At 53.0% G+C, this 22,678-nt stretch carries 13 protein-coding genes; all 13 read left to right on the top strand.

The features are described 5' to 3' along the window. The first annotated feature begins 47 nt into the window (after positions 1–47). The 13 genes from B212_RS0104040 to B212_RS0104105 all read left to right on the top strand — a co-directional run bounded on the left by B212_RS0104040 (position 48) and on the right by B212_RS0104105 (position 22,660). Positions 48–1,625 carry a response regulator gene (locus B212_RS0104040; protein ID WP_019909110.1) on the top strand — a complete coding sequence of 526 codons (1,578 nt, stop codon included), beginning with the start codon at positions 48–50 and terminating at the stop codon, positions 1,623–1,625. 42 nt (positions 1,626–1,667) lie between these two features. Further along, on the top strand, positions 1,668–3,461 hold the full coding sequence (locus B212_RS30730) for a sensor histidine kinase (protein WP_084673234.1): 1,794 nt from the start codon (positions 1,668–1,670) through the stop codon (positions 3,459–3,461). A gap of 22 nt (positions 3,462–3,483) precedes the next feature. Next, on the top strand, positions 3,484–4,800 hold the full coding sequence (locus B212_RS0104050; protein ID WP_198015829.1) for an ABC transporter substrate-binding protein: 1,317 nt from the start codon (positions 3,484–3,486) through the stop codon (positions 4,798–4,800). Positions 4,801–4,958: 158 nt separating this feature from the next. Then, a complete protein-coding gene (locus B212_RS0104055) occupies positions 4,959–5,888 on the top strand; it encodes an ABC transporter permease (protein ID WP_019909113.1) in 930 nt (309 codons plus the stop codon). 25 nt (positions 5,889–5,913) lie between these two features. After that, entirely contained in the window at positions 5,914–6,792 is an 879-nt protein-coding gene (locus B212_RS0104060; RefSeq protein WP_019909114.1) for a carbohydrate ABC transporter permease, read from the top strand. An 88-nt stretch (positions 6,793–6,880) separates the two neighbouring features. Further along, entirely contained in the window at positions 6,881–8,446 is a 1,566-nt protein-coding gene (locus tag B212_RS30735; RefSeq protein WP_019909115.1) for an extracellular solute-binding protein, read from the top strand. A 91-nt stretch (positions 8,447–8,537) separates the two neighbouring features. Further along, positions 8,538–10,295, top strand: coding sequence for a sensor histidine kinase (locus tag B212_RS0104070; RefSeq protein ID WP_019909116.1), 1,758 nt, complete (start codon positions 8,538–8,540; stop codon positions 10,293–10,295). A gap of 210 nt (positions 10,296–10,505) precedes the next feature. Continuing rightward, a complete protein-coding gene (locus B212_RS0104075) occupies positions 10,506–11,408 on the top strand; it encodes an ABC transporter permease (RefSeq protein WP_019909117.1) in 903 nt (300 codons plus the stop codon). Continuing rightward, positions 11,408–12,364, top strand: a complete 957-nt coding sequence (locus tag B212_RS0104080) for a carbohydrate ABC transporter permease (RefSeq protein WP_019909118.1) — start codon at positions 11,408–11,410, stop codon at positions 12,362–12,364. The genes B212_RS0104075 and B212_RS0104080 overlap by 1 nt, the downstream gene beginning before the upstream one ends. 30 nt (positions 12,365–12,394) lie before the next feature. Beyond that, on the top strand, positions 12,395–14,095 hold the full coding sequence (locus B212_RS0104085; protein WP_019909119.1) for an extracellular solute-binding protein: 1,701 nt from the start codon (positions 12,395–12,397) through the stop codon (positions 14,093–14,095). Between the two features lie 48 nt (positions 14,096–14,143). After that, positions 14,144–15,583: a response regulator transcription factor gene (locus B212_RS32975; protein WP_019909121.1), complete on the top strand. Its 1,440-nt coding sequence runs from the start codon at positions 14,144–14,146 to the stop codon at positions 15,581–15,583. Between the two features lie 49 nt (positions 15,584–15,632). Beyond that, complete coding sequence (locus tag B212_RS0104095; protein ID WP_019909122.1) at positions 15,633–19,136, top strand: COG1470 family protein; 3,504 nt, start codon at positions 15,633–15,635, stop codon at positions 19,134–19,136. 341 nt (positions 19,137–19,477) lie between these two features. Further along, a complete protein-coding gene (locus B212_RS0104105) occupies positions 19,478–22,660 on the top strand; it encodes a heparinase II/III domain-containing protein (RefSeq protein WP_019909124.1) in 3,183 nt (1,060 codons plus the stop codon). Positions 22,661–22,678 lie beyond the last annotated feature (18 nt).

A 22,678-nucleotide genomic window follows, 5' to 3' on the forward strand; every position in this document is an offset into this window, starting at 1 on the left:
CGGCCTTGTCAATATAATCTTTAAGCAAGCGGTGAGGTGACTGGAAAATGCTAACCGTACATTTAGCGGATGACGAGCCGGTTATTCTGCGCGGACTGCGCAAGCTGCTGGACTGGGACAGGCTTGGCCTGCAGATCATTGGAGAGTCCCGCAACGGAGAAGACCTGATGAGAGCGATCGAGCTGAGCAGCCCTCATCTGGTCATAACAGATATTGCGATGCCAAGAATGGACGGCATTGAGGTGCTGAAGCAGATCCGGAGCCGCGGGTTGCCGACCAAGGTGGTTTTCATCAGCGCGTACCGGGAGTTCTCCTACGCTCAGGATGCGCTGTCTTACGGCGCTGCCGGTTATCTGATCAAACCGGTCAGCCGCCCCAAACTCGAAGAGATAGTTTTGAAAGCGATTGCGGGAATTCACAATGATTCCCTGCAGGTGATGAATGAAAAGAAGCTGCGTGAGCTGGAGTTACAACAACAGCACATCAGCCTGCTCGAGGACCTCCGCAAATTTGTGGAAGAGAAGACGAATGTGCCAAATTCAGAAATGATTACGGCTGTCGGAGGGGATGATCCTGCGGCAGCGTTTTCGGTGCTGGCGATTGATCCCGATCTTAGCCGGGCCGCGGCTGGACGCTGGGGAGAGGGACAGCGCCGGCTGCTGTTCTTCGCAATTCAGAACATTATCGAGGAGACGCTTGGTGATAGAGAGATCCACTGGACCTTTTTGAACGAAGGGCGGTTTTATGTCATTGTGAGGCATGCTCCGCTGCAGGAGATGGACGAAATGGTGTGGACGATTCATCGCCACATCAACGACTATGTGAAGCAGGAGGTCACGGTCTGTGTCAGCGGAGAAGGCTCTCTGCTTCAACTGCCGCAATTATACCGCCATTGTTCTTCGGCGATTGATTACCGCTATTTTGCCGGAACAAACCGGATATTTTCTTGTCATTCCCTGCCGCAGACACCCTGGGGTTCGGCTATTGACCGCGAGAAGACCGAAAAAGCACTCCAGCGGGAGCTGTTTGCCCCCTCCGGTGATCCGGTGCCGACGCTGGACCGGCTGCTCGATGAGATCCGCCGGCTGTCCTGGGGCAAACGCTCCTATGCCGTCAGCCTGTGCAATACGCTGATGATCAAGCTGCTCCGCGGGCTGCGGCCGAAGGAGGACGAGTGGCAGAGCGATGAAGAGCAGGAAGTGTTCTACTGTCTGCAAGCCTGTGCAACGCTTGACGAGACGTTCGGCTGGATGCGCAGCCGAATCCGGGCAGCCCGGTCCGAGCTTGAGGGAGGTACCAAGGATTCGCGGTTGATCATCGAGATCAAACGTTATATTGACGAGAATTATCAGATGGAAATCAACCTGGAGACGATGGCGGCGCGATTTTTTATGAACCCGTATTATTTCAGCAGTTTTTTTAAGAAGCATACGGGGCAAAATTTCAAGCTGTATCTGACGGAGGTGCGCATGAGGGAGGCGACACATCTGCTGCTGCATTCGGATGCCATGCTCTATGAAATCGCCGAGAAAACGGGATTTACGAATGCCAGGCAGTTCAGCGAAATTTTCAAAAAATACTACGGCGCACTTCCCAACGACTACCGGTTATCCAGAAAAAACTAGATATTCATCAAGTAGTCCAAATCAGACCAATAAGGCGGTTATATGATGCTGGGATTCCGGTTGACGGCACTCAAGAGGAGTATTTTTGCCAAGTTCGTGGTTTCTTTTCTGCTGGCAGGAATACTGCCGCTGTCGGCGCTCGGTTATTTCCTTATGAACGCTTATTTTGCGCAATCCGAACGGTTCAACCTCAACAATCTTGAGCAAATGACGTTTTACCTGACCCAAAATACGGGGCAATTGTTGAATAACTATAATGAAATCTCGAAGTCCATGTACGATGCCAACGGGTACCCGGATTTGAGCCAGGCGGCCAGAGGGAACCAAATCCCGGTTATTGATAATTGGCTGTCTTATGTCATCAGCTCCAATCCGTATATTGAAAATGCTTATTTTGTTCCGCAGTCCAGCCGGGAAGTTCTGTCCCGCAGCCGGAGGGCCAAGTCGTTTGATGCCGCGAAATTTCCGCTGGCTGAACTGACCCGTGAGCTGAAGCAGAATCCGAAGGGAATCCAGATGTCTCCGGCGCATGGGGAAGCGTATTTTTCCTCATCCAACCGGCAGGTCGTCACCTTTTCCCGGTATCTTCTGGATACCTCTACGCTGCTGGATGATCATCTTACAGTGCTTGGCGTGTTCCTCTTCGATGTCAATATCGAGGTGTTCGACGAGTTGATCTCGGGACTTGAACTGGAAGCAAACGACAAAATTATCGTTACCGACACATTCGGAAAGGTAATGTACAGCAACAACAGAATGCTGATCGGCCAGACACAGACGGTGGAGATGGCGCAGAAGGAGGGGGAGAAGCGCAACGCACAACTGATAGTCAGAAGAATTGCCGGCACCAATCAGCTTCTGATCGGAAGTTATTCCCGGTCCGGTTTTCTTGCTCAGTTGACCCGCTTCAAGGTGCTGGTCGTTCTGATTGTCTCGGTATGCCTGCTCCTGCTGACCCTGCTCTCACTGGGTTTGTCCCGAAGATTCTCCCAGCCGATCCGCGACATTAAGCGCAAGCTGGCGAGAATGGAATCGGGGGATCTGGACGGGGCGCTTCCGGTCCGGTCACCGGACGAAATCGGCCAACTGACGCGCGGAGTCAACCGGATGTCCGACCAACTGGGACGATTCATTCAGGAGGCCTACGTCGCCGAAATCAGGCAGAAGCAAAGCGAGCTGAATGCGCTGAAAAGCCAGATTCGTCCCCATTACCTGTACAATACCCTGGAAGTGATCCGCATGAGTGCAGTCAGCCGCGATGATGAGCCTGTGGCGGATATGATTCATGCGTTGTCAAACCAACTGGCGTATGTGCTGGATTACGGGAAAAGTCTGGTGACGATCGGCGAGGAGCTGGCTAACGTCAGAGATTATTTCCATCTGATCCAGGTGCGGTATGAGGAGCTGGCCAGTCTGGAAATTCAACTAGCCCCCGGTATTCAGGAAGAATGGGGGATTCTGAAGCTGTCCGTGCAGCCGCTTGTGGAGAATGCGGTGCAGCACGGAATTCTGCCGAAGGAGAGCGCGGGACATGTCAGGCTGGAGATCTCGCTGGAGGAGCCGGATGTGCTGTCCATCTGCGTAATCGACGATGGGATCGGCATGGATGAGCGGCAGACGGACGAGCTTTCCCGCCGGCTCGGGCACCGCGAACGCCCGGAAGATAGCGGCAAGCCGGCAAGTGTCGGGCTGAAAAACGTGCATGACCGGCTGCAGTCGCTCTACGGCTCTTCGTTCGGCTTGAGTTTCGACAGCTATCCCCTGCTGGGCACTTCTGTTCAGATTCGCATGCCGGTCATCCGGGCAGTGGACGATACGCCGGGAAGCGGCAACTAATATGACCAGGGAGGAAGCCGCCGTGTCAACGAAACGCAATTACCGCCGGACAGCCCTTTTTCTGATTACCGTAATGTGCCTGACCGGCTGCTCAAGGGGCAGCTCGGATTCAGGCGGGGCCGCGCCCTCCATCCCAGAGCCGGTAACGCTCAGCTTTATTTATGAGGGAGGCGATTCCGTCGCCAATCAGGCGCTTCAGGAGGTTGTTGACTCCTTCAATGATTCCCATCCGGGCATTCGCATTAACGGCATCTCCTCCGAAGCAGGCGCAGGAAGCTATCAGCAATTTTTGCTGAAGAAGAATGCTGTCGGTGAATTTCCCGACATGCTGGAAATGAAGGATACCGAGCTGTATGTCAAAGCAAACCTGCTGTCACCGATTCCGCAAGAAATCACTGGTTTGCTTGAGGCTCCTGCCGAGCTTGCCGGTCAGGTATATACGGCCCCGATGTCACGCAGCTTGCCGCTGGCTATCGTCTACAACCGGGATGTGTTCGCCAAGGCCGGAATAACAGCCGAACCGGCGAATTGGGCGGAGTTCTTGCGTATCTGTGCCAAGATCAAAGCGGCCGGAATCAGTCCGATTGTTGTCGGCGGCAAGGATGCCCGGCATCTGGCGTATTGGTCCGACTATTTCTTCGGTGCCAACGTTTACGCAGACCGCCCTGACTGGAATGCGGACAAGAGCTCCGGCACGGCAAGCTTTATGGATAAGAACGCCGCCAGTGCAGTTAAGGACATGCAGGAGCTGTGGAATCGGGGATATGTCAACCCCAGTTGGCTGTATACGGATGATAGCGAAACCGCTGCACAACTGGCTTTGGGCAAGGCGGGCATGCTCTATACAGGCGTATGGGCGCTGGAGGCAATCAAGCAGGCGAATCCGGGTACCAATATCGGCGTCTTCGCTCCACCCGACCGGCAAGGGAGAACCGTTGTACGCGAGTCCTCGCCGCTGCGGGGCTTCGCCCTGTCTGCGGAAGCCGCAGGTGAACCGGGCAAGCTGGCGGCGTTTACGGATTTTCTACACTATTTCTATGATCCGGTTCAGTATGCCCGCTATTTAGAGGTGGTTAAAGGTCTTCCTGCTACGAAAGAGCAGGTAACTTATCCCTCTGAGGACGCAACCGGCGCTTTCATTGCGATTGCCGATAATCCGCATACAGTGAAGGTTCTGGCGATGAACGACTATTGGGGGGAGAAGGTGATGCCGGACGGATTCCGTGACTGGTTTCTTGGATTGCTGCAGTATACGCTTGCGCAGAACAGGCCGAATGCCGCTCAACTGATGCAGCAGGCGGACGAGCAGTGGTCGCAGCGTCGGGTTTCTTTTCCATAAGTGTCCTGGATCGTTCCTTTTCGGAACGGTCTTTTTTTGTCTTTAAAATCCGTACATGGACCTTAAAAAATCGCGTTCAGTCGTCCGGTCAATTTGACTATAATCAGTTTTGTAAGGAGATCGACCGAGAAAAAAAGCAACTAAGGAGCGTATCATGCATGAAAATGAAAAGCTTGCTGACTGAACTGTACCGCAATAAATCGCTCTATTCCATGGCCCTTCCGGGGCTGGTGCTGATTCTGCTGTTCAGCTATCTTCCTTTGTTCGGACTGATGGTTGCCTTCAAGGACTTCAACTTCAAAGACGGGATTTGGGGAAGCCCGTGGATTGAACCCTTTTACGGCAACTTCAAGTTCCTGTTCGCACCCGGCTCGACGGCAATGCGGGCAACGCTCAATACGCTGTATCTTAACTCGCTGTTCATCGTCTTCGGGATTATTTTCCAGATCGGACTGGCTCTGCTGTTCAACGAGCTTGCCGGCAAATACTTCAAAAAAATTACACAGTCGCTCATGTTCCTGCCCTACTTCATCTCCTGGATTGTCGTCGGCGTTATCGCCTACAACCTGTTCAATACAGATACCGGCGTTATCAACTCGTTATTGAAAAGCATGGGGCTGAATCCGTTCGAATGGTTCACAACCCCCTGGGTATGGCCGATTCTCCTTGTGTTGTTCCACATCTGGAAGTCGACCGGCTACGGAATGGTGCTATATCTCGCCTCACTGACCGGCATTGATCCTTCCTATTACGAGGCGGCAAAAATTGACGGCGCAACGAAGTGGCAGCAGATTCGCTACATTTCCCTTCCGTTCCTGATGCCGACCATTCTGACGCTGACACTGCTGCAGGCCGGACGGATCATGAATGCCGATTTCGGGATGTTCTACGCAATTGTCGGCGAGAACGCAGCGATTTACAATACGGCCGATGTGATCGACACCTTTATCTTCCGCAGCCTTAGATTAAACGGGGATATCGGGATGGCTTCCGCAGCCGGATTCTATCAGTCGGTTCTCTCATTCGCCATCATCATGCTCTGCAATAAGCTGGCCAGACGTCTGGACGAAGATTCTTCGCTGTTCTGATACGGCGTCACAGGAGGATATTTCAATGAAGCACAAACTTTACGGTGGACTCATTTATCTCATTATTCTGGTTTTCTCGCTGTTCTGCTTCCTGCCGTTTCTGCTGATTCTCAGCAGTTCGTTCACCAATGAGGAATCCATTTTGCAGCATGGTTATAACCTGTTCCCCCGCGTCTTCGATCTATCGGCATACCGTCTGCTTTTTCTTGATGCCGGAAGGATTCTGAACGGTTATAAAATCTCGATTTTTGTGACGGTTGTCGGCACGATCGCCAGCCTGACAATTACAGCACTCTTGGCGTATCCGCTCGCATTGAAGCGGGTGAAGCTCCGCAAGGCGCTTAATCTGTATACCTTGATCACGCTCCTGATTAACGGAGGTATCGTTCCTTGGTATATCGTCTGTGTCCGCTATTTGCACTTACAGGACAATGTGTTTGCGCTAATTGTTCCTTATCTGGTTCAAGCCTGGAATGTATTCCTGCTGCGGAGCTTTTTCCAGACCATCCCGGAAGAGATTACCGAATCGGCCAAAATAGACGGAGCGGGCGAATACCGGATTCTATTCTCCATCGTTGCGCCCCTCGCCAAGCCCGCCTTGGCAACGGTAGGTCTGTTCATCTCGCTGCTGTACTGGAACGACTGGTGGCTCGGTCTTACTCTGCTGAACAAGACAGAGCTTCAACCGCTTCAACTGCTCCTGCGCACGATTCAGTCCAACGTCCAGTTTATTTCCACCTCAGCCCAGGGTGCGGAGATTATCCGCGCGACAGGCGGACGCCTCCCGTCGGAGGGAATCAAGATGGCCGTCTGTATCCTGACAATTGGCCCGATCATATTTGTCTATCCGTTTGTGCAGCGTTACTTCATTAAAGGGTTGACCATCGGAGCTGTTAAGGGCTGAACGCGAATACACTCAGCACCCGGGTATTACCCGGGCCGCTGTTGTAGATATTGTAATTCATAAACGATATAGGGGAGGAATTGCAAAGATGCAACTCAAACAACGTTATGTGGCCTTTGGAGTATTCCTGACTTTGATGGCCTCCATGCTGGCGGCCTGCGGATCGGGCAACAATTCGGCCACCGGGAGCACATCGCCTTCGGCGCCGGATTCTTCTGCAAACGCTTCATCGCCCGCTCCGGAGCAAAAGCTGGAGCCGGTGACGCTCAAGATATTCCTGCCCGGAGACGACCGTTCAGCCAAGCAGGAGGTGCTTGATGCGCTGTACGAGAAAACGAAGGATAAGCTGAACGCCAAATTTGAACTCAACTTTGTGCCGTTCGGTGATTATCAGCAGAAGCTGACGATGCTCGCATCTTCCGGGGATACCTACGATGCTGCGTTTACCGCAGACTGGTTCGGATACTCCCAGATGGTCAACAAAGGCGCGTTCCTTGACCTGAGCGAGCTGGCTCCGCAATATGCGCCCAATCTGTACAAATTGTATGAGGACGGCAATATGCTGGCATCCGCGAGTGTCAACGGCAAGCTGATGGCGCTCCCTTGGACGGAAATCAAGACCTCAAAACCGGTGTTCCAATATCGTAAGGATCTGGCTGCCAAATTGGGCGTCGAAGCCAAAGATCTGACCACGATTGAAGGCATCGACAGCTTCCTGACGGACATTAACAAGGCCAATCCGGGGATGCAGCCGTTCCACCAGAACATGGGCGCTTCGGAAGGCTCGATCGTTGCGCTGCTCGTTCCCAAATATGAATATTTGGATATGGGCTTTCATTCGCTCTATATGGACCTGAACGACCCGGCGCATAAAGTGGTGCCGGTTGAGCAGACGCCAATGTTCAAGGAAGCGGTGGTGCTGGCCAAGAAATGGTATGACGAAGGCATCATCTCGAAGAATATTCTGAACGATAAAACCAACCAGCCGTTCGAGAACTCCAGCGCATTTTCGCAGAAGAATACGGCGCAGGCGCTGTATGAGAAAACCAACTTTACAGACAAGTCTGCCGACAGCGCTGCCGTAGAGGTGTATCCTGACAAGAAATCCATCCGTGACTCGCAAATGAACAACGCGATGGCAATCAATAAAAATGCGGCGAATCCGGAGCGGATGCTCATGTTCATGGATCTGCTGTCAACCGATCAGGACGTATACGACCTGTTCATGTACGGCATCAAAGACAAGACCTATGTATTGAACGATAAAGGCATCCTGGATTTTGCTCCGGGAGAAGATCCGTCCAAGCCGCTCTGGCAGAATTGGTTCAACTGGGGGTTTGTACGCAACCACTTTGTGCGCCCAACCGTTTCGCGTCCTGCGGAAGCCCTGAAGGCTGAACTGGATTATGCAACTCGTCCGAACATTCTGGTGTCGCCGATTGCGGGTCTTGTTCCGATTACGGACAGCATCAAGACGGAGCTTGCCAACCGCGATCAACTGATCTCGGAGCAGGGCAAGCTGCTGCTTGTTGGCATGGTGAAAGGAGACATTGATCAAGCGATCAACGGCTACATTGAAAAGCAGAAGGCGTCCGGTCTTGATAAGATTCTGGCGGACGTGCAGAAGCAGGTGGATGCGTTTATCGCCAAGTAGATTCTTCTATAAGGGCCGGATGCTATGGATTTCAATCTATGGCATCCGGCCCTGTGTACTTTTTTTTCAAAATGTCCGGAAAGGAGCTGCCATGAAACTCCTATGGAAGAAGATGAGTATCCGCTGGAAATTCGTCTGGTTATGCTCAGTGGTTTTACTTATCCAATTCGTCGTGTCCAACATGTATTTGTACAGTCATTCGGCAAAGCTGATCCGGGAGCAGGGAGAAGCGCTTGTCGGAAAGTATGTATCCCAGAGCAAAGGCAATACCGAAAACGCGTTGAACAGTGTTGTTACTTCAGCCAATCTGCTGGCAGCCAATGAGAAATTTCAGCAATATTTGCGCAAATACGCCGTGCGTTTTTTTGAATATGACAATGCAGGAGTTGATTTCCAATTCGACTGTGTGAACACGTTCCGCAATATGATTACACAGACCGGCTATATCCGGGAAATCAGGGTCCATTTGGAGGGGGATACGTTTATGCTTTCCCAGAGCTCATATTCCAACCAGCAGAACAAGGATATAGCCGCTTTCGATCAGATTACCGCCTCGCCCCGTGCCACCATCGGTTGGCATGCGGTGAAGGAGCAGGAAGAGACAAGCGTTTATTACAGGCTCACACTTAACGCTATCGGCAAGACATCAGGAATCCGGGGATGGGTCGACATCATTGTTCGTCCTTCGGCTGTCTTTCAGTCGATAAACAGTATGGTCCCGGCTGGTGAAGGTGTGCGGCTGTTTGTTATTGAGAAGAATGGCGACGCTGTGTATTCCACCCAACAGTTGAAAAAACGTTCCCTCCTTGACGGCGGCTTCATCTCGGCTGTGCCCCGCCCGGGAGCGGCTTACATACAGAGTGTATTGGGGACATGGATCATGGTCCAGGTAGAGGGAATTGAAGGTACGGATTGGCAACTGCTGTCCAGCATTCCAAAGGAAAATTTCCGGCTGGATTTGTGGAATTATCTGCGTACCGGTCTGTTCATCCTGCTTGTTCCGATCATCCTGCTGGCAGTTGTGATTCTTTTCCTGACCGGTTACATGCTGAGACCGCTCAAGCAGCTCGTCGCCGTCATGAGCAGTGTGAGCGAGAGTCAGGCTACACCGCAGATTGTTACGGACAGCCTGGATGAATTTGGACTGCTGGCCAACCGGTTCAATAAAATGATGCGCAGGATCGAAGAGCAGATCATGACGATACGGGAAACCGAACGGCTCAAGCGGGAGGCGGAGATCGGCGCTTTTCAATCGCAAATCCGGCAGCATTTTCTTTACAATACTCTGGCGCTGATTTCGTGGACCGCACGCAAAGAAAACGCCTGGGAAACTGAACGCATTTCCAAACGCTTCGCCCGTTATTACAGACTGGCGCTGGGCAAAGGCGAAACCTGCATTCCGCTGGAGCAGGAGGTGGAACTGATTGATCACTACCTGGAAATCCAGCGCTGCCGTTTTGTTGATCAACTGGAATACGAAATTGGGGTAGAGACGCCGATCTCCGAATATAAGCTGATGCGCAGTATGCTGCAGCCGATTGTGGAGAATGCGGTGGAGCACGGCGTGCTTCCGAAGGAACAAGGAAAGGTGCTGGTGCTGATCAAGGAGGAAGGGGAGCATCTGGTGATCTGCGTAATGGATGACGGCGCGGGTGCTGAGCCCGAGAGGGTCCAGCGGATCAATCAGGGCAAGCCCTTTGACGGTGAAAGCGGTTTTTCGCTGCACTCCATCAAGAAGACTCTGTATTCCTATTATGAAGGTGATGCTGTGTTTGAGTTCCAGAGTGCAGTTGGCTCCGGTACAACGGTCACCATCAAGCTGCTCAAAGCACGTATAGGAGGGAATTGAGCAGTTTAGCCCTTCAGCAGGTTCGCTTGCGGGCAAGCGCTTCAAGTGTGTTGCAAACCTAATGAAATGTTGATTTTCAACAAAAATAGAAATGAAAGCGGATGCTAAGATAAATACGTAAGAAGTAAGCGATTACATAAAGCTGAGGGGTGGTCCATTCATTTTACATTCAGAGATCAGAATACAGACAGGAAAGGAGAGGAGGATCATTTGATCCAAACGAGATACAAGCTGTTTTTGCTGGTTTTGCCGTTTATGGTTTTTGTATTCGTTTTTGCGTATCTGCCGCTTTGGGGCTGGCTATACGCCTTTGTGGACTACAAATCGGGGACATCCATTTTTCAAATGGATTTTGTCGGCTTGAAATGGTTCAGGATGCTCGTCTATTCGAAGCAGCAGATCAATGAGATTCTTCGGGTCGTGAAGAATACGCTGGGCATGAGCTTTCTTAACCTGAGCTTATCGTTTCTGCCGATGGCGTTTGCGATCCTGCTGTATGAAATTCGCAGCAGCCGGATGAGACGAATTGTTCAGACCCTGACCACTATTCCTCATTTTATCAGTTGGGTGCTGGTTTATTCCGTTGTTTTCTCGCTGCTTGCTGTAGATAGCGGAGTTGTCAATAACCTTCTCGTTGATCTGGGTTTGATCGGGAAGCCGGTCAATTTCCTGGCCAGCTCGGAGTATATCTGGATCAAGATGGTTATGCTCGATCTCTGGAAAGGGCTGGGGTGGAGTGCCATTCTGTATCTGGCGGCAATCAACGGCATTCCGCAGGACCTGTACGAAGCCGCCAGAATTGACGGAGCGGGACGCTACCGTTGTGTATGGCATATCACGGTCCCCGGACTGCTGCCGACCTACTTCGTGCTGCTGCTGCTGGCGGTCGCCAATATGATCAACACGGGCATGGACCAGTATTTTGTTTTCTCCAACGCCATGAACAAAAGCTCGATCGAAGTGCTTGATCTGTACACGTACAACATTGGGCTGTTGAAGGGGAATTTTTCACTGGCAACCGTAATTAGTATTCTGAAATCATTCGTCAGCCTGACGCTTCTGTTCAGCGTAAACCGTCTATCCAAGACGCTGAGAGGAGAGTCGATCTTCTGATGGCGACGGACAAGGCAGACCTCAAGATGAATAACAAAGCGGTGCTGTATCGAAAAAAAGACAATGACCGAAGCACTGGTGAACAGGTTTTTAATGTATTTAACTATTTATTTTTTATCTTGTTCATGCTGCTTTGCGTATATCCGTTTTACTACATTTTCATCAATACGATCAGCGACAACGTGCTCAGCTCGCGTGGAATGATCCGTCTGATCCCCCAAGGGATTCATTTCGGCAACTATGTTCAGGTGCTTCAGATTCCTAATATTTATAATGCGCTCCTGATCAGCGTGTCCAGAACTGTGCTCGGTACGCTGCTGACCGTGCTGGTATCGGCCTTCCTCGGCTTTATGATGACCCAGCGCAAAATGTGGCTCCGCACTTTTGTATACCGCTATTTCATTACAACAATGTACATCGGAGGCGGGATCATCCCGGTATATCTTTTGTTCAATCAACTTGGCCTGCTGGACAATTTTCTGGTGTATATCATTCCGGGCATGGTGTCCGCCTATAACATGATTCTGGTCAAAACCTATGTGGAATCGAGCATTCCCGACGAGCTTCAGGAATCGGCCGAAATGGACGGAGCGGGGATAGGCACTGTATTTTTCCGAATCGTACTGCCGCTGATGCTTCCGATCCTGGCCACACTGGCGATTTTCTCAGCCGTAGGGCAATGGAACAGCTTCATGGATACTGTCATCTATGTGACCAAGGACAATCTCCATACCCTTCAATATGTGCTGTACCGTTATCTCAGCCAGGCGACCGCGCTGGCGAACGCTGTAAATTCCGGCGCGATGTCAGCGGATCAGGTCAGTGCAAATATTCAGACCGCGCAATCCATTAAGCTGACGGTAACGATGATTGTGGTCATCCCGATTTTCATGATCTATCCGTTTTTTCAACGCTTCTTTGTCAAAGGGATCATGATCGGTGCGGTCAAAGGGTAATATCCAATCCAAGTCTATCAGGAGGTCATTATGAACAAGAACCTACTTCAAAAAGCGGGACTTGTAAGCGCTGCGGCTGTGCTGCTGCTTGCCTTGGCAGGCTGTAATTCAGACAAACGGGGTAAGGGTGAAGAGCAGGTTGCCAACTTGACAATATATACGGAGTCCGCAACCTATGAAGGGCCTGTCGGGGGTTATATGGGCAAATATCTGAAGGATAAGCTGAACGTGGCTCTGAATGTCGTGCCGAATGCGGTCGGAGGCTCCTCCCGTTTCGAGACCAAGCTGGCTACCGGTGATCTGGGGGACTTGGTCGTATTTTCCTCGGCGGATGATTTCAAAAAAGCGATTGATGCCGGTGCCGTGCTGGATCTGAAGGATGAGCTTGCCAATCTGCCGAATATCGCACGGTTTGGTGAAGCCATGGACCGGATGAAGAGCAGCTTTGGGGGCGCATACGGCGTTCCAATTGGCGTATCCACGGCCAACGAAGTGAATCAAATTGATCCGGTTGTGATTCCGTCGCTTCGCTTCGATTACTACCAGGAGCTTGGAACGCCTGAGGTCAAGGACTACTGGGATTTTTACAATGTGATTGAAAAAATGGTCAAAGCCCATCCTACCACCGAAAGCGGCGATAAATTCTACGGAATGTCGCTGTTCAGCGAATGGGACGGACGTTCGGTTACCATGGCCAAGCAAATAGCTGCAGCCTACGGATATACGGCCACTGACGGGGTGAACGGCTATGATTTCATTATGCCGCATGCGACGGAAGACAAGATTGAGAGTATCCTGGCGGACAACAGTTATTATCTGAAATCGCTGCAATGGTTCAATAAGTTTTATCAGAACGGGATGCTGGATCAGGACTCCGTCTCGCAAACGTGGGAGGACTATTTGGCAAAAGCCAACAAGGGCCAATCTGCAATCTGGATGTTTGGCTATATGGGCAATCTGAACTTTAATCCGACAAATCAGGCACTGGTAGAGCAGGGGAAAGGCTATAAGCGGATTCCCTTCGCCAATCTGAAGGCTTCCGAAGCGAAGACCTCTACGGTTGGAAGCCGCTGGTTCTGGGCCGTATCGTCAAGCACGAAAAATAAGGAGGCAGCGCTTAAGCTTCTGGACTTCTTCTATTCGGATGAAGGCGGCGTCGGCTACCACCTGGGGCCAAAGGGGCTGTTCTGGGATCTTAACGACAAAGGCCAGCCGGTGCTGACTGAGCTTGGCCAGGCTCCGGTAGATACGGCAGTCCCGGAGGAGTACGGCGGCGGCAAGGTTGGCGATACGCTTAAATATATGTTCAACGGCCCGGCTTTTGACGAGAACACAGTCAGCCCGATTTTGAAAGCGCCGATGAACAAAACGACGTGGAAGTCTTACCTTCAGGATAACGCCAAGCTTCTGGATAAAAACTGGACCAATCACTATGAAGGCGCGCTTTCGGCGAAGGAATATCTGATCAAGAAAAATATGATTGCGCCTTATATGGTTGTAAATATCCCGAACTTTAAATATGACGACCAGTTGGCGGTCAAACGCGATCAGGTCGGGTCCATTATTAAGGAATTGTCCTGGAAAATGATCTATGCCAAAGATGATGTCGAATTCGCCGCGCTAAAGAAAGAGATGGTCGGGAAAGCCAAGAGCCTGGGATACGATGAATGTGTGGCTTATGAGGAGCAGGCCGCCAAGGTTTGGTTCGATGCCCGCAAAGCGGCGAAGTAACGGGGTTCAAAGGCTGCGCGTCAAAGCTTGAGGGAGGAATACGCAGTGATGAAGATGATTATTGTCGACGATGAACGGATCGGCCGGGAAGGGCTGATGGGCTTTATCGACTGGAGAGCGTTGTACGGCATCGAAATTGCCGGGACCGCCGCTAACGGCCTGGAAGGATATGAACTGTACCGGTCTGTTCGGCCGGATATCGTGCTGACTGATATAAAAATGCCGAACATGTCCGGCATTGAGATGGCCGAGAAGATCCGCGAATGCGACAAGAACGTCAAAATCGTATTTCTGTCTGCTTACAGCGAATTTGCCTATGCGCAAAAAGCATTGAAGACGGGGATCGACGACTATCTGCTTAAGCCGATCGAGGAAACCGAGCTGAGAAAGATGATGAACCGGATCGCCGCCGAGCAAATGGAGCAGCGGCGGCGGGATGACGCCAAGCGGTATTTTACCGATCTTTTGGCGGGGAAGCAGGAGCTTTGCGCACAACTGCGCGGATATTCTTTTCAGGTGATTATTCTGGGCAGGGAGCCTGACCGGAAGAACGTCAGCCACGGGTTGTGGCTGACGGAATTTCATGATGGGGTGAACGTGGGGATCGTTAGGCATGATACTGGCGATGAAGCGGCCTGGAACAGCTCAAGCGCCAGCGAAGGTTATGAGTTCCGGTTTGCCGGAAGGCGCGTGGACAGTACCGAAGAAATCCGGCGCAGCTATAATGAAGCAATTCTGTCGCAATATATTGGTATGTTCTGGGGGCTACGGGAGCTGGAATACGCGCAAATCATCAAGCGGCGTGAGCAATGGATGAGACGCGAGGCCGATATGCAGCGCGAACTGATCAAGCTGGCGGACGACATCCGGGCCGCAATATGCGGCCTTGACCGGTCAAGAGTAGAGGCCGCTGCCCATCGAACTCTGCATTATTTAGCCCAAGATCAAGGCGTTGATCCCGGCTGCATTGAGGATTTTATTCTCCGCCTCGTTACCCGCACCGCCGAGGAATTCCCTTTCCTGAGCGGACTCAAGGACTCGCTGTGGGAGCTGAGAATTTCGCTCCACGGGCATGAGCAATTCCGGAAGATCAAGGGAACGCTGCTCGATTGGCTGATGGATTTGACTGGAAAGGCGGAAGAACAGCAACAACTGTCCGAGACGACCATTGTTCAAAAGGTGATCCGGATTGTTGAGCAGGAGTATGGCCGGGATATCGGTCTGCGTGCCCTTGCGGAACGGGTATATCTTAGCCCGAATTATCTGGGCAATATTTTTCGTAATGAGACCGGTATGTATTTCAACGATTATCTTGCCGGATACCGGATGCAGAAAGCCACAGAGCTGCTTTTGGCGGGGGCCGATAAGGTAACACAGATCGGCGAAGCGGTCGGTATTCCCAACACCTCCTATTTCAGTTCCCTGTTCAAAAAGACTTTCGGGGTCACGCCCAAGGAATACCGCAGGAACTGCCTCAAACAGCAGTAAGTATTTTCGCCTTGCCGAAGATGAACTTTTAACCTTGAAGAGGTGCGATATGAGCGATATTTTGACTATGATCAATCTGCAACAATGGGAACATATTCAAGCGGATCCTACGGGTGAGATGTCAGACGAATTGTCTGAGCTGGCGCTGCATCCGGGCAAGCCGCTGACGCTGCAATTTCCCGGAGTTCATCTGGATAATCACTGGATGGCGCACGGGTTCAGCAGCCGGAACGATTACAGCGTTGACCTGCGCGGCTGGTACGCGCTGGAGCTGAAGGCGGAGCTGCCGTTGCCTGAGGTGCTGGAGGTGAAGGCAGAGATTGGTTTGCTGCGGAACAAGGGCCCTTTGCCGGAGGAGGTCGAATACGCTGTTGCCCGTTGTCTGGTTGCAGCAGCCGAAAACGGTATGAGCCGAATTGTGCTCCCTCTGGAACAGTTCGACGATAAGAAAGCATTATCCGGAACATGGAAATTCGTGCGCTCTGTGCGCCTGAGTATAGACTGGAAGGAAAGCGGGTCCAAGGAGCCGGTCCACATTCATCAGATCCGGTTTGCACGCAGACCGGCCGTTTATGCTCATACGCCGGTCCGATCCAAATCCGTACCCGCTGGGGGAACGGCCCTTTACGAAGTGCTGCTCCATAATTGTACGGGAGAAGTCCTGCCGGTCGTTTTCTCACAGGAAAAATACGGCTGGGAGACAATGACTGTTCGTGTGGAGCCGGAGGAATACGTACTTAAGCCCTGGGAAACGAAGGAGATTTCCGTACGGGTGGAGGTTTCGGGCCGCGTTGCGCCCGGCGGGCATGAGGTTCAAAAGCTGATGGTGGTGCCGGGAGGGCGGGGCGGACAGGCGGAGCAATTAACCCTGACCACGCTGCGCGAGCTTCCCCACCCCTATATCAAACATACGCCGGACGGCTGGGACGAAGTGCGGCAAAAGATCAAGGAACAGGGTTGGGCGCAGGAACTGCTGCACAGGTATGAACGGCGTGCGGACCAGTGGGTCCTGCCGGAGCTGGGCGGAGGCGTGTTCCTGTTTCACAGCCATCATGCCAATGAAGCGGAGAATGCGGCAATTGTCTGGAAGCTGACCGGCCGGACGGAGCTGGCGGAGAAGGCTGCGGCCTTCCTTCGGGAGACCGTTCATCCGCACCGGGGTTATCCTTCAACGCTGCAGGCCTGCCATCAGGAGCTGGTGCATGAAGGAGAGTACTTCAAACATGCTGCCGTTGTATATGATTTGCTGGCAGATTCGGGTTTGCTGACGGAAGAGGATCATCTCAATATCGAGAGCTCCTTCCGGCTTTTTATGGATCTGATTGATTGGGCGCTGAGCGTAGGGGGCATCTCGAACTGGACCATCGGAGAAATGATCGGGGCGCTGTATTGCAGCCAAGCCCTGCAGGACCTTGAGCGGATGAACCGCTTCCTGTTCGGAACGGGAGGATTTACGGATCATCTGTCCAAGGGAACGCTGGATGACGGCTGGTGGTTCGAATGCTCTGTCGGCTACAATCTAATGTCGGCCGGCTTGTTCACCGAAGTTGCCTATAGCTGCAGACCGTGGGGAATGAACCTTGCCGACCTGTGGGTTCCCGCACAGTATCATGATCAGATTACCCCCGGAAGCAAACCGGATATCGACGGGCTGTGCCTGGATATCTGGGGTCCGACAACCTGCAATTACCGCTCCATTCCCCAGCTTTGGGACAGCCTGCTTCCTTTTGCGGACTACCGGGGAGTTCTGTTCGGCATCAATGATTCGGCGGAATCCAAGCTGCCGGGCATTTCTGAAAGAGGGTACCTGGACGGCCGTTATGATCTGGCGTATTACCTGTACCGCAAACCGGAATATGCGGATGTTCTGCTGACCTGCGGTCTGGACGAGCGGGATTTACTGTACGCCGTTGCCGATCTTGCGCCCAGCGGATCGCAGATGTATCTTACTTCTGCCTATGCGGACAACTCGGGCGTTGCGGTGCTGAGATCGAAGACCGCGGGCAGAGAGCCGGCAGAACAGCTTCAGGCCGTCGTTAAGTACGGCACGCACGGCGGCGCGCACGGCCACTATGACCGGTTAAGTCTGCTGTCCATCATGCGTTACGGCCGAAGCTTTTATAACCCCGAAAATATCTGGTACAGCTACCACACCTTTATGTACAAATTTTATGTGCAGACCTCCATTACCCATAATATGGTGGTTGTTGACCGGAAGCAGCAGGACCCTGCCGAAGGAAGGCGCACTTTGTTCCACAGCGGCAGTCTCTTTCAGGCCTGTGCGGTGGAGAACACAGCCAGATGGTCATACCCTCCGTACGGCGGCTGGAGAGTGGGCGGGGATACAACGTTTGCGGAGCGTACCTGGAACGAAGGGCGCTATATGCCGATTCCCGATCCTGAGCCGGAGTATTCCAAGCGGACCGGCTTTACAGAACCGGTTTTGGGACGCCGGTTAACCATTGTTACCGATGATTATGTTGTACTGTTCGACTATGTGGCCGGTGAGCGGGAGCATGAATATGACAACTTGTTCCACTGCAAAGGGCTGATCAGCCTGGAGGGAGAAGAGAAGCGCCTGAACCGGCGCACCGGGCAGTTTGATCCTGATCCGCTCGGCGGCGCCCAATTGATTACTGACTGCGAATGGTACGACATGAAGGGGCCTGTCAAGGCGCATTTTGAAATGGGTTTTGGCCCGGGCTACGACAACCGCTCCAACCGGACTGAGCATAATGAGGACGGCCCTTTGTCCATTGACCATTACACGCTGTGGCCGACTCATCCGGAGATGATTGTCGGCAATGACCCTGAAATGCATAAGGTGGATAAGCGGCTGCATTACGAGGTCAGGGGCGACGGGCAACTGCTGGCCAGCGGCCAATTCGGCGCATGGATTCTCGGCCGGGACGATTTGGACCTTCCGCTTGAGGGAATCGGAACGCTGGAGCTCCGGGTCAGGATCGGGGAGGGGGTCGGAGACAACGGTCTGCTGAAATCCTCGGAGAAGTCAATCTTCTGGGGTGATCCTTATCTGGAAACGGAATCCGGCGGCAAACTGTATTTGGCGGATCTGTCCCTCGATACAGAAAATACCGACCCGGGCAACGGAGTTGGCGTCGATTATTATGGCGGACCAGTCAAAATTGCCATGAAGCCCTTCGACAGAGCCATTCCGGCCAACCCGCTCGACATGGGGCGCGAAGGGATCATCCGCGTGGACCTGGCCGGTATCCGGGCCACCCGTCTGGTAGCTTCAATCGGCAGCGATTATCCGCTTGGCGACGAGACGCACAGGCGCAAAATGCTGAGTGCGCGCAGCACCGGCAAGACGGCACGGTTTGTGACGCTGATCGAGCCTTACGAGAAGCAGCCGATGGTTGCATCTGTTATGGCCCGTTCAGCCGATGAGATTCAGGTTAAACTCGCCGATGGCAGAGTACAGACCATCAAGGTGGAGAATTTTGAAGTCAGTGATGCCGGGACGGTTGTGGAAGTCGCGGAGACCGACATGAGCGGGAAACCGCTGCGGGAGGAAGCTTGCGGATGCTGAATGCAATATCGTCTGGATGGATGCCGCTGGAAGAAGGCGAAACCCGGCTGTACTATGAACTTTTTGATGCGCGGGACGCAGGCCGGGCTGCGTAGGCAACGCTCGTTAACATTCACGCCCATTCAGTGGACTGCCGGATGCGGGAGCCGCAAATCGGATATTTCGCCAAGCGGTATCCGGTCCTTTTCGGATCATTTCTATTTACGGATATCTCACAATGAGGAACTGGGAAAACATCTGGCTGCCGTAACCAGTGACCAGGGAGACGGATGAAGAGGAATTATAGGCAGATGAGGATTGTTTCAGCAGTGAAGACACTTATGGATTAACGGGGTGATAAGATGACAGATGTTTCAAGTGATTGGCTTAAGCTTCAGGCGCTTGTTCAAAAAGCCGAAGATCTGCTGGAGACACAAGGAGACTTCTATACGGACGGTGCCAAGCTGGCGCTGAAGGATATGGTCAATCAAGCCAAGCTGGCGCTGAAGGGCGGGGGGGAGCCGCCTTTTACCCGAAACCGTGAGTTTCATAACCCGCGAGCGGAAGAAGCGATTTTGTTCGCGACCCGGAGGTATACGATGGTCCCGCCTTTTACTGAAGAAGGCACAGTATACAGCCATTACGGACTGGAGCCTGCGCTGGAGTGGTTCGAGAAGCAGAATGTAATGTCGGAGGGCGCCGCGCAGCTTCCCGGGAAGGCCGCTTTTGTTCTGGAGAAAGCCCGGAATGTCCTTGATCAGGCTGGAACGGGCCATGAAGTCGGGGAATACAGCGAGGAAGCAAAAGGAGCATTAAGCTGCTCAATGGACACATTGAAAAACGAACTGGTGCGCTTCAACGCCGAAGACGGCGGGGAGGAGTTGGGGCGAAGAATCGTTGACGTCTTCAACCGGCTGCGGGAGTTTCGCCATTCCAGACGGCTGCGGACCGATATTGAGCCGGACTCCTCCCTGTATCTAATGAAGGAAGGATTACAGGAGCTCCGGTCATCTATCGAATCTTCAGCGCTCATTCGCGGCCAGTTTGAGCATATTTCGCAGTTGGCTGCCATCTATAATCTGGAGGATTTGAAGCAGGCGTTCTCCTGGATTATGGAAGGGGAAGCGGGTTATGACGCGCTGAACCGGCATTTTTATTTATGGAGCTCGACGGATAAAATTGTGAATTTCAAGGTGCCGGAAGGCGCGGCTACAGCGACGCTCTCCTTCATTTTGCCCGCTGAGGAGAACGAGCAGGACGGTCTTGGACATGTGTGGATTGATGATGTGGAGATTCTCTCGGCCAGCGGCGGCAGCCTGGATATCGGTAACGGAGGATTCGATGAAGGGAACGGGCAGCCCCGCTGCTGGGAACGCCGGAGATTGAAGGGAGCGCCCGTTCTGAAATGGGAGGAGGAGTACCCCTTCTGCGGCGGCGGTTCCCGAAGCCCCGAGGCAGTCAATCCGTCATCTCAGGTTGACGGGCGCAAGAAGCCGGATGGAATCAGCCGTTCGCTCTATATATGTAATCCCACTCCGGGTGATGAAGGAGCATGGGCCTACAGCAAAGAATTTGCGGTTAAGCCTGGTACGGGCTGCACGCTTACCTTTGCGGCCAAGCTTGACGGCAAGTTAAAGAAAGGCTTGAAGGCTCTAATCAATTATCGGGATGAGGCCGGCCGGCCAGCGGGGATGTTCGAATATCTCTTCAACCGGAAATCCTCCCTTCCCGGCGGCCGGTTTCAGCTCACCATGCAGTGTGACGCTATCAAATACGCCATGACAAGTGGCAGGGAATACGCAGAGAAGGTGAAGCTGGCCATTCTCTATATTCTGCATGACTTCTGTCAGGGGGCTGAACACTGGCTGGTCACGAATCTTCGTCCGGAGGGAAACGACAGCTACGGAGCGGTACAGGGCGGAAGGCTGCTGTGTGCGGTTGCCGTCAGCTATTCGCTGATCCGGACGGCTGATGTTTTCAGCACAGCCGAGAAGAAGCGCTTCTTCTCGCTGGCGGAGTACATGCTCCGGTACATGCTCGATTTGCGGGACCGGACCGAATGGACGCCTTATGAAGCGCAGCGGGGCTGCAGCAACTGGCAGACCGACATGTGCGCCGGTACGGGCATGCTGATGATGGCGCTTGAGGATTTCCCTAACCGCCATACCTGGTTGAACAATGCGAACACCATTCTTAAGGCTCAATTGGAGCTGAATGTGAATCCGGACGGGTCATGGCCGGAATCCATCCGCTACCATCATGCTGCCCTGGAACGGTTCGCAGGCTACGCCAAAGTGCTGGAGAATGTAACTGGTGAGAGCTGGTTCGAGACGACGCCGCTCGTCGGCATGTTCGGTTACGGCGTTGATATGCAGACGCCGGGATACGAATATTTCGGCGGCCATATCGGCACCCCGCCTTTTGGCGATCACGCGCTGGGCGGGGGCGGAGAATTTGGCTATTTCGCCGGTTTCCTGCGGAATATCTCCAAGTATGACCGGGATTTGGCCGACCGGATGTACCATACTTGGGTTTTGGCCGGCCGCCCTTTCAAAAAGCTCTGGGGAGAAGGCATCATGCTGGAGAATATTGCAGCCGGTGTGGAGCATTATGTTCCCGCGAAGCCGCTTCTATTGGCATCGACTGATGCCTATCCGCATGCCGGAATCTATATTTTCCGCAAAAAATTCGGCAGTCCGTCCCAGAGCTATTTCGCCATAATGTCCAGCCCGCAGCCGGTTGCTCACGGACATCTGGATCAGGGAGCGTTTGTGCTGTACAAGAATTCGGTTCCCCTGGTTATGGATTCCGGCATAGAAGGATACTTTGACAGCAGCACCAGTTGGCATATCAGTTCCTATTCGCATGCCTGTCTGCAGTTCGCTACGAGACAGCAGGCCATTGTCCAGAATACCGGGGGCACGATCAATCTCTCCGCCGGAACCTATAGTCAGGAGCGGGGATGGGCAGACGTACCCAAGACCAGCCGGGTATTGGATGTCCGTCTTAGGGAAGAAACCGAGTCCATTGCTATCGAAATCGCCAACCCGGAAGGCCCAGGCCGGCATATCCGGCACGTAATTTATGTGAAAGAGCCGGATGTGTATATCATCCGCGATCATGTTGCGGATTTCGCGGGAAAGGTGCTGTTCAATCTGCCGGTTGCAGCCCGGCAATCCCGGGTTTATGACAATCGGGTCTATTCCCAGGGGGCTTACGGGGTCGATCTGGAGACGGTATTCCTGGGACCGCTTGAGTCGATAGCCTTGGATAAAGGGCGTTCGACACCATTTTATGAGAGGGATGGTTCCTTGGGCGAGCCCTGCATGATGGATTATGTGCGTGCTGTCGCCGATGCGCGGCACGGATTCCTGACCGTGCTACACCCTAAAGTGAAAGGAGAGGCCGGACTTACTGCCCGGCGTGAGGCGGATCAAACGGTATGCCTGACTACCGATCATCACCAGATTCGAATCGCTGGACTGCTGGGCGGCGAAGGCGCTGATGTCCGGGTGGAGGTTGTACCGAAAGCCCGTTACTCCTAGTTCAAACAAAACCTTGCA

Origin of the sequence: Paenibacillus sp. HW567 (assembly GCF_000374185.1) — a bacterium.
GTDB lineage: Bacteria > Bacillota > Bacilli > Paenibacillales > Paenibacillaceae > Paenibacillus_AQ.

What these genes read in the sequence shown, in the direction of transcription:
- B212_RS0104040 (WP_019909110.1), top strand. Translation starts at nt 48, where the DNA reads ATGCTAACCGTACATTTAGCGGATGACGAGCCGGTTATTCTGCGCGGA.
- B212_RS30730 (WP_084673234.1), top strand. Translation starts at nt 1,668, where the DNA reads ATGATGCTGGGATTCCGGTTGACGGCACTCAAGAGGAGTATTTTTGCC.
- B212_RS0104055 (WP_019909113.1), top strand. Translation starts at nt 4,959, where the DNA reads ATGAAAATGAAAAGCTTGCTGACTGAACTGTACCGCAATAAATCGCTC.
- B212_RS0104060 (WP_019909114.1), top strand. Translation starts at nt 5,914, where the DNA reads ATGAAGCACAAACTTTACGGTGGACTCATTTATCTCATTATTCTGGTT.
- B212_RS30735 (WP_019909115.1), top strand. Translation starts at nt 6,881, where the DNA reads ATGCAACTCAAACAACGTTATGTGGCCTTTGGAGTATTCCTGACTTTG.
- B212_RS0104070 (WP_019909116.1), top strand. Translation starts at nt 8,538, where the DNA reads ATGAAACTCCTATGGAAGAAGATGAGTATCCGCTGGAAATTCGTCTGG.
- B212_RS0104080 (WP_019909118.1), top strand. Translation starts at nt 11,408, where the DNA reads ATGGCGACGGACAAGGCAGACCTCAAGATGAATAACAAAGCGGTGCTG.
- B212_RS0104085 (WP_019909119.1), top strand. Translation starts at nt 12,395, where the DNA reads ATGAACAAGAACCTACTTCAAAAAGCGGGACTTGTAAGCGCTGCGGCT.
- B212_RS32975 (WP_019909121.1), top strand. Translation starts at nt 14,144, where the DNA reads ATGAAGATGATTATTGTCGACGATGAACGGATCGGCCGGGAAGGGCTG.
- B212_RS0104095 (WP_019909122.1), top strand. Translation starts at nt 15,633, where the DNA reads ATGAGCGATATTTTGACTATGATCAATCTGCAACAATGGGAACATATT.
- B212_RS0104105 (WP_019909124.1), top strand. Translation starts at nt 19,478, where the DNA reads ATGACAGATGTTTCAAGTGATTGGCTTAAGCTTCAGGCGCTTGTTCAA.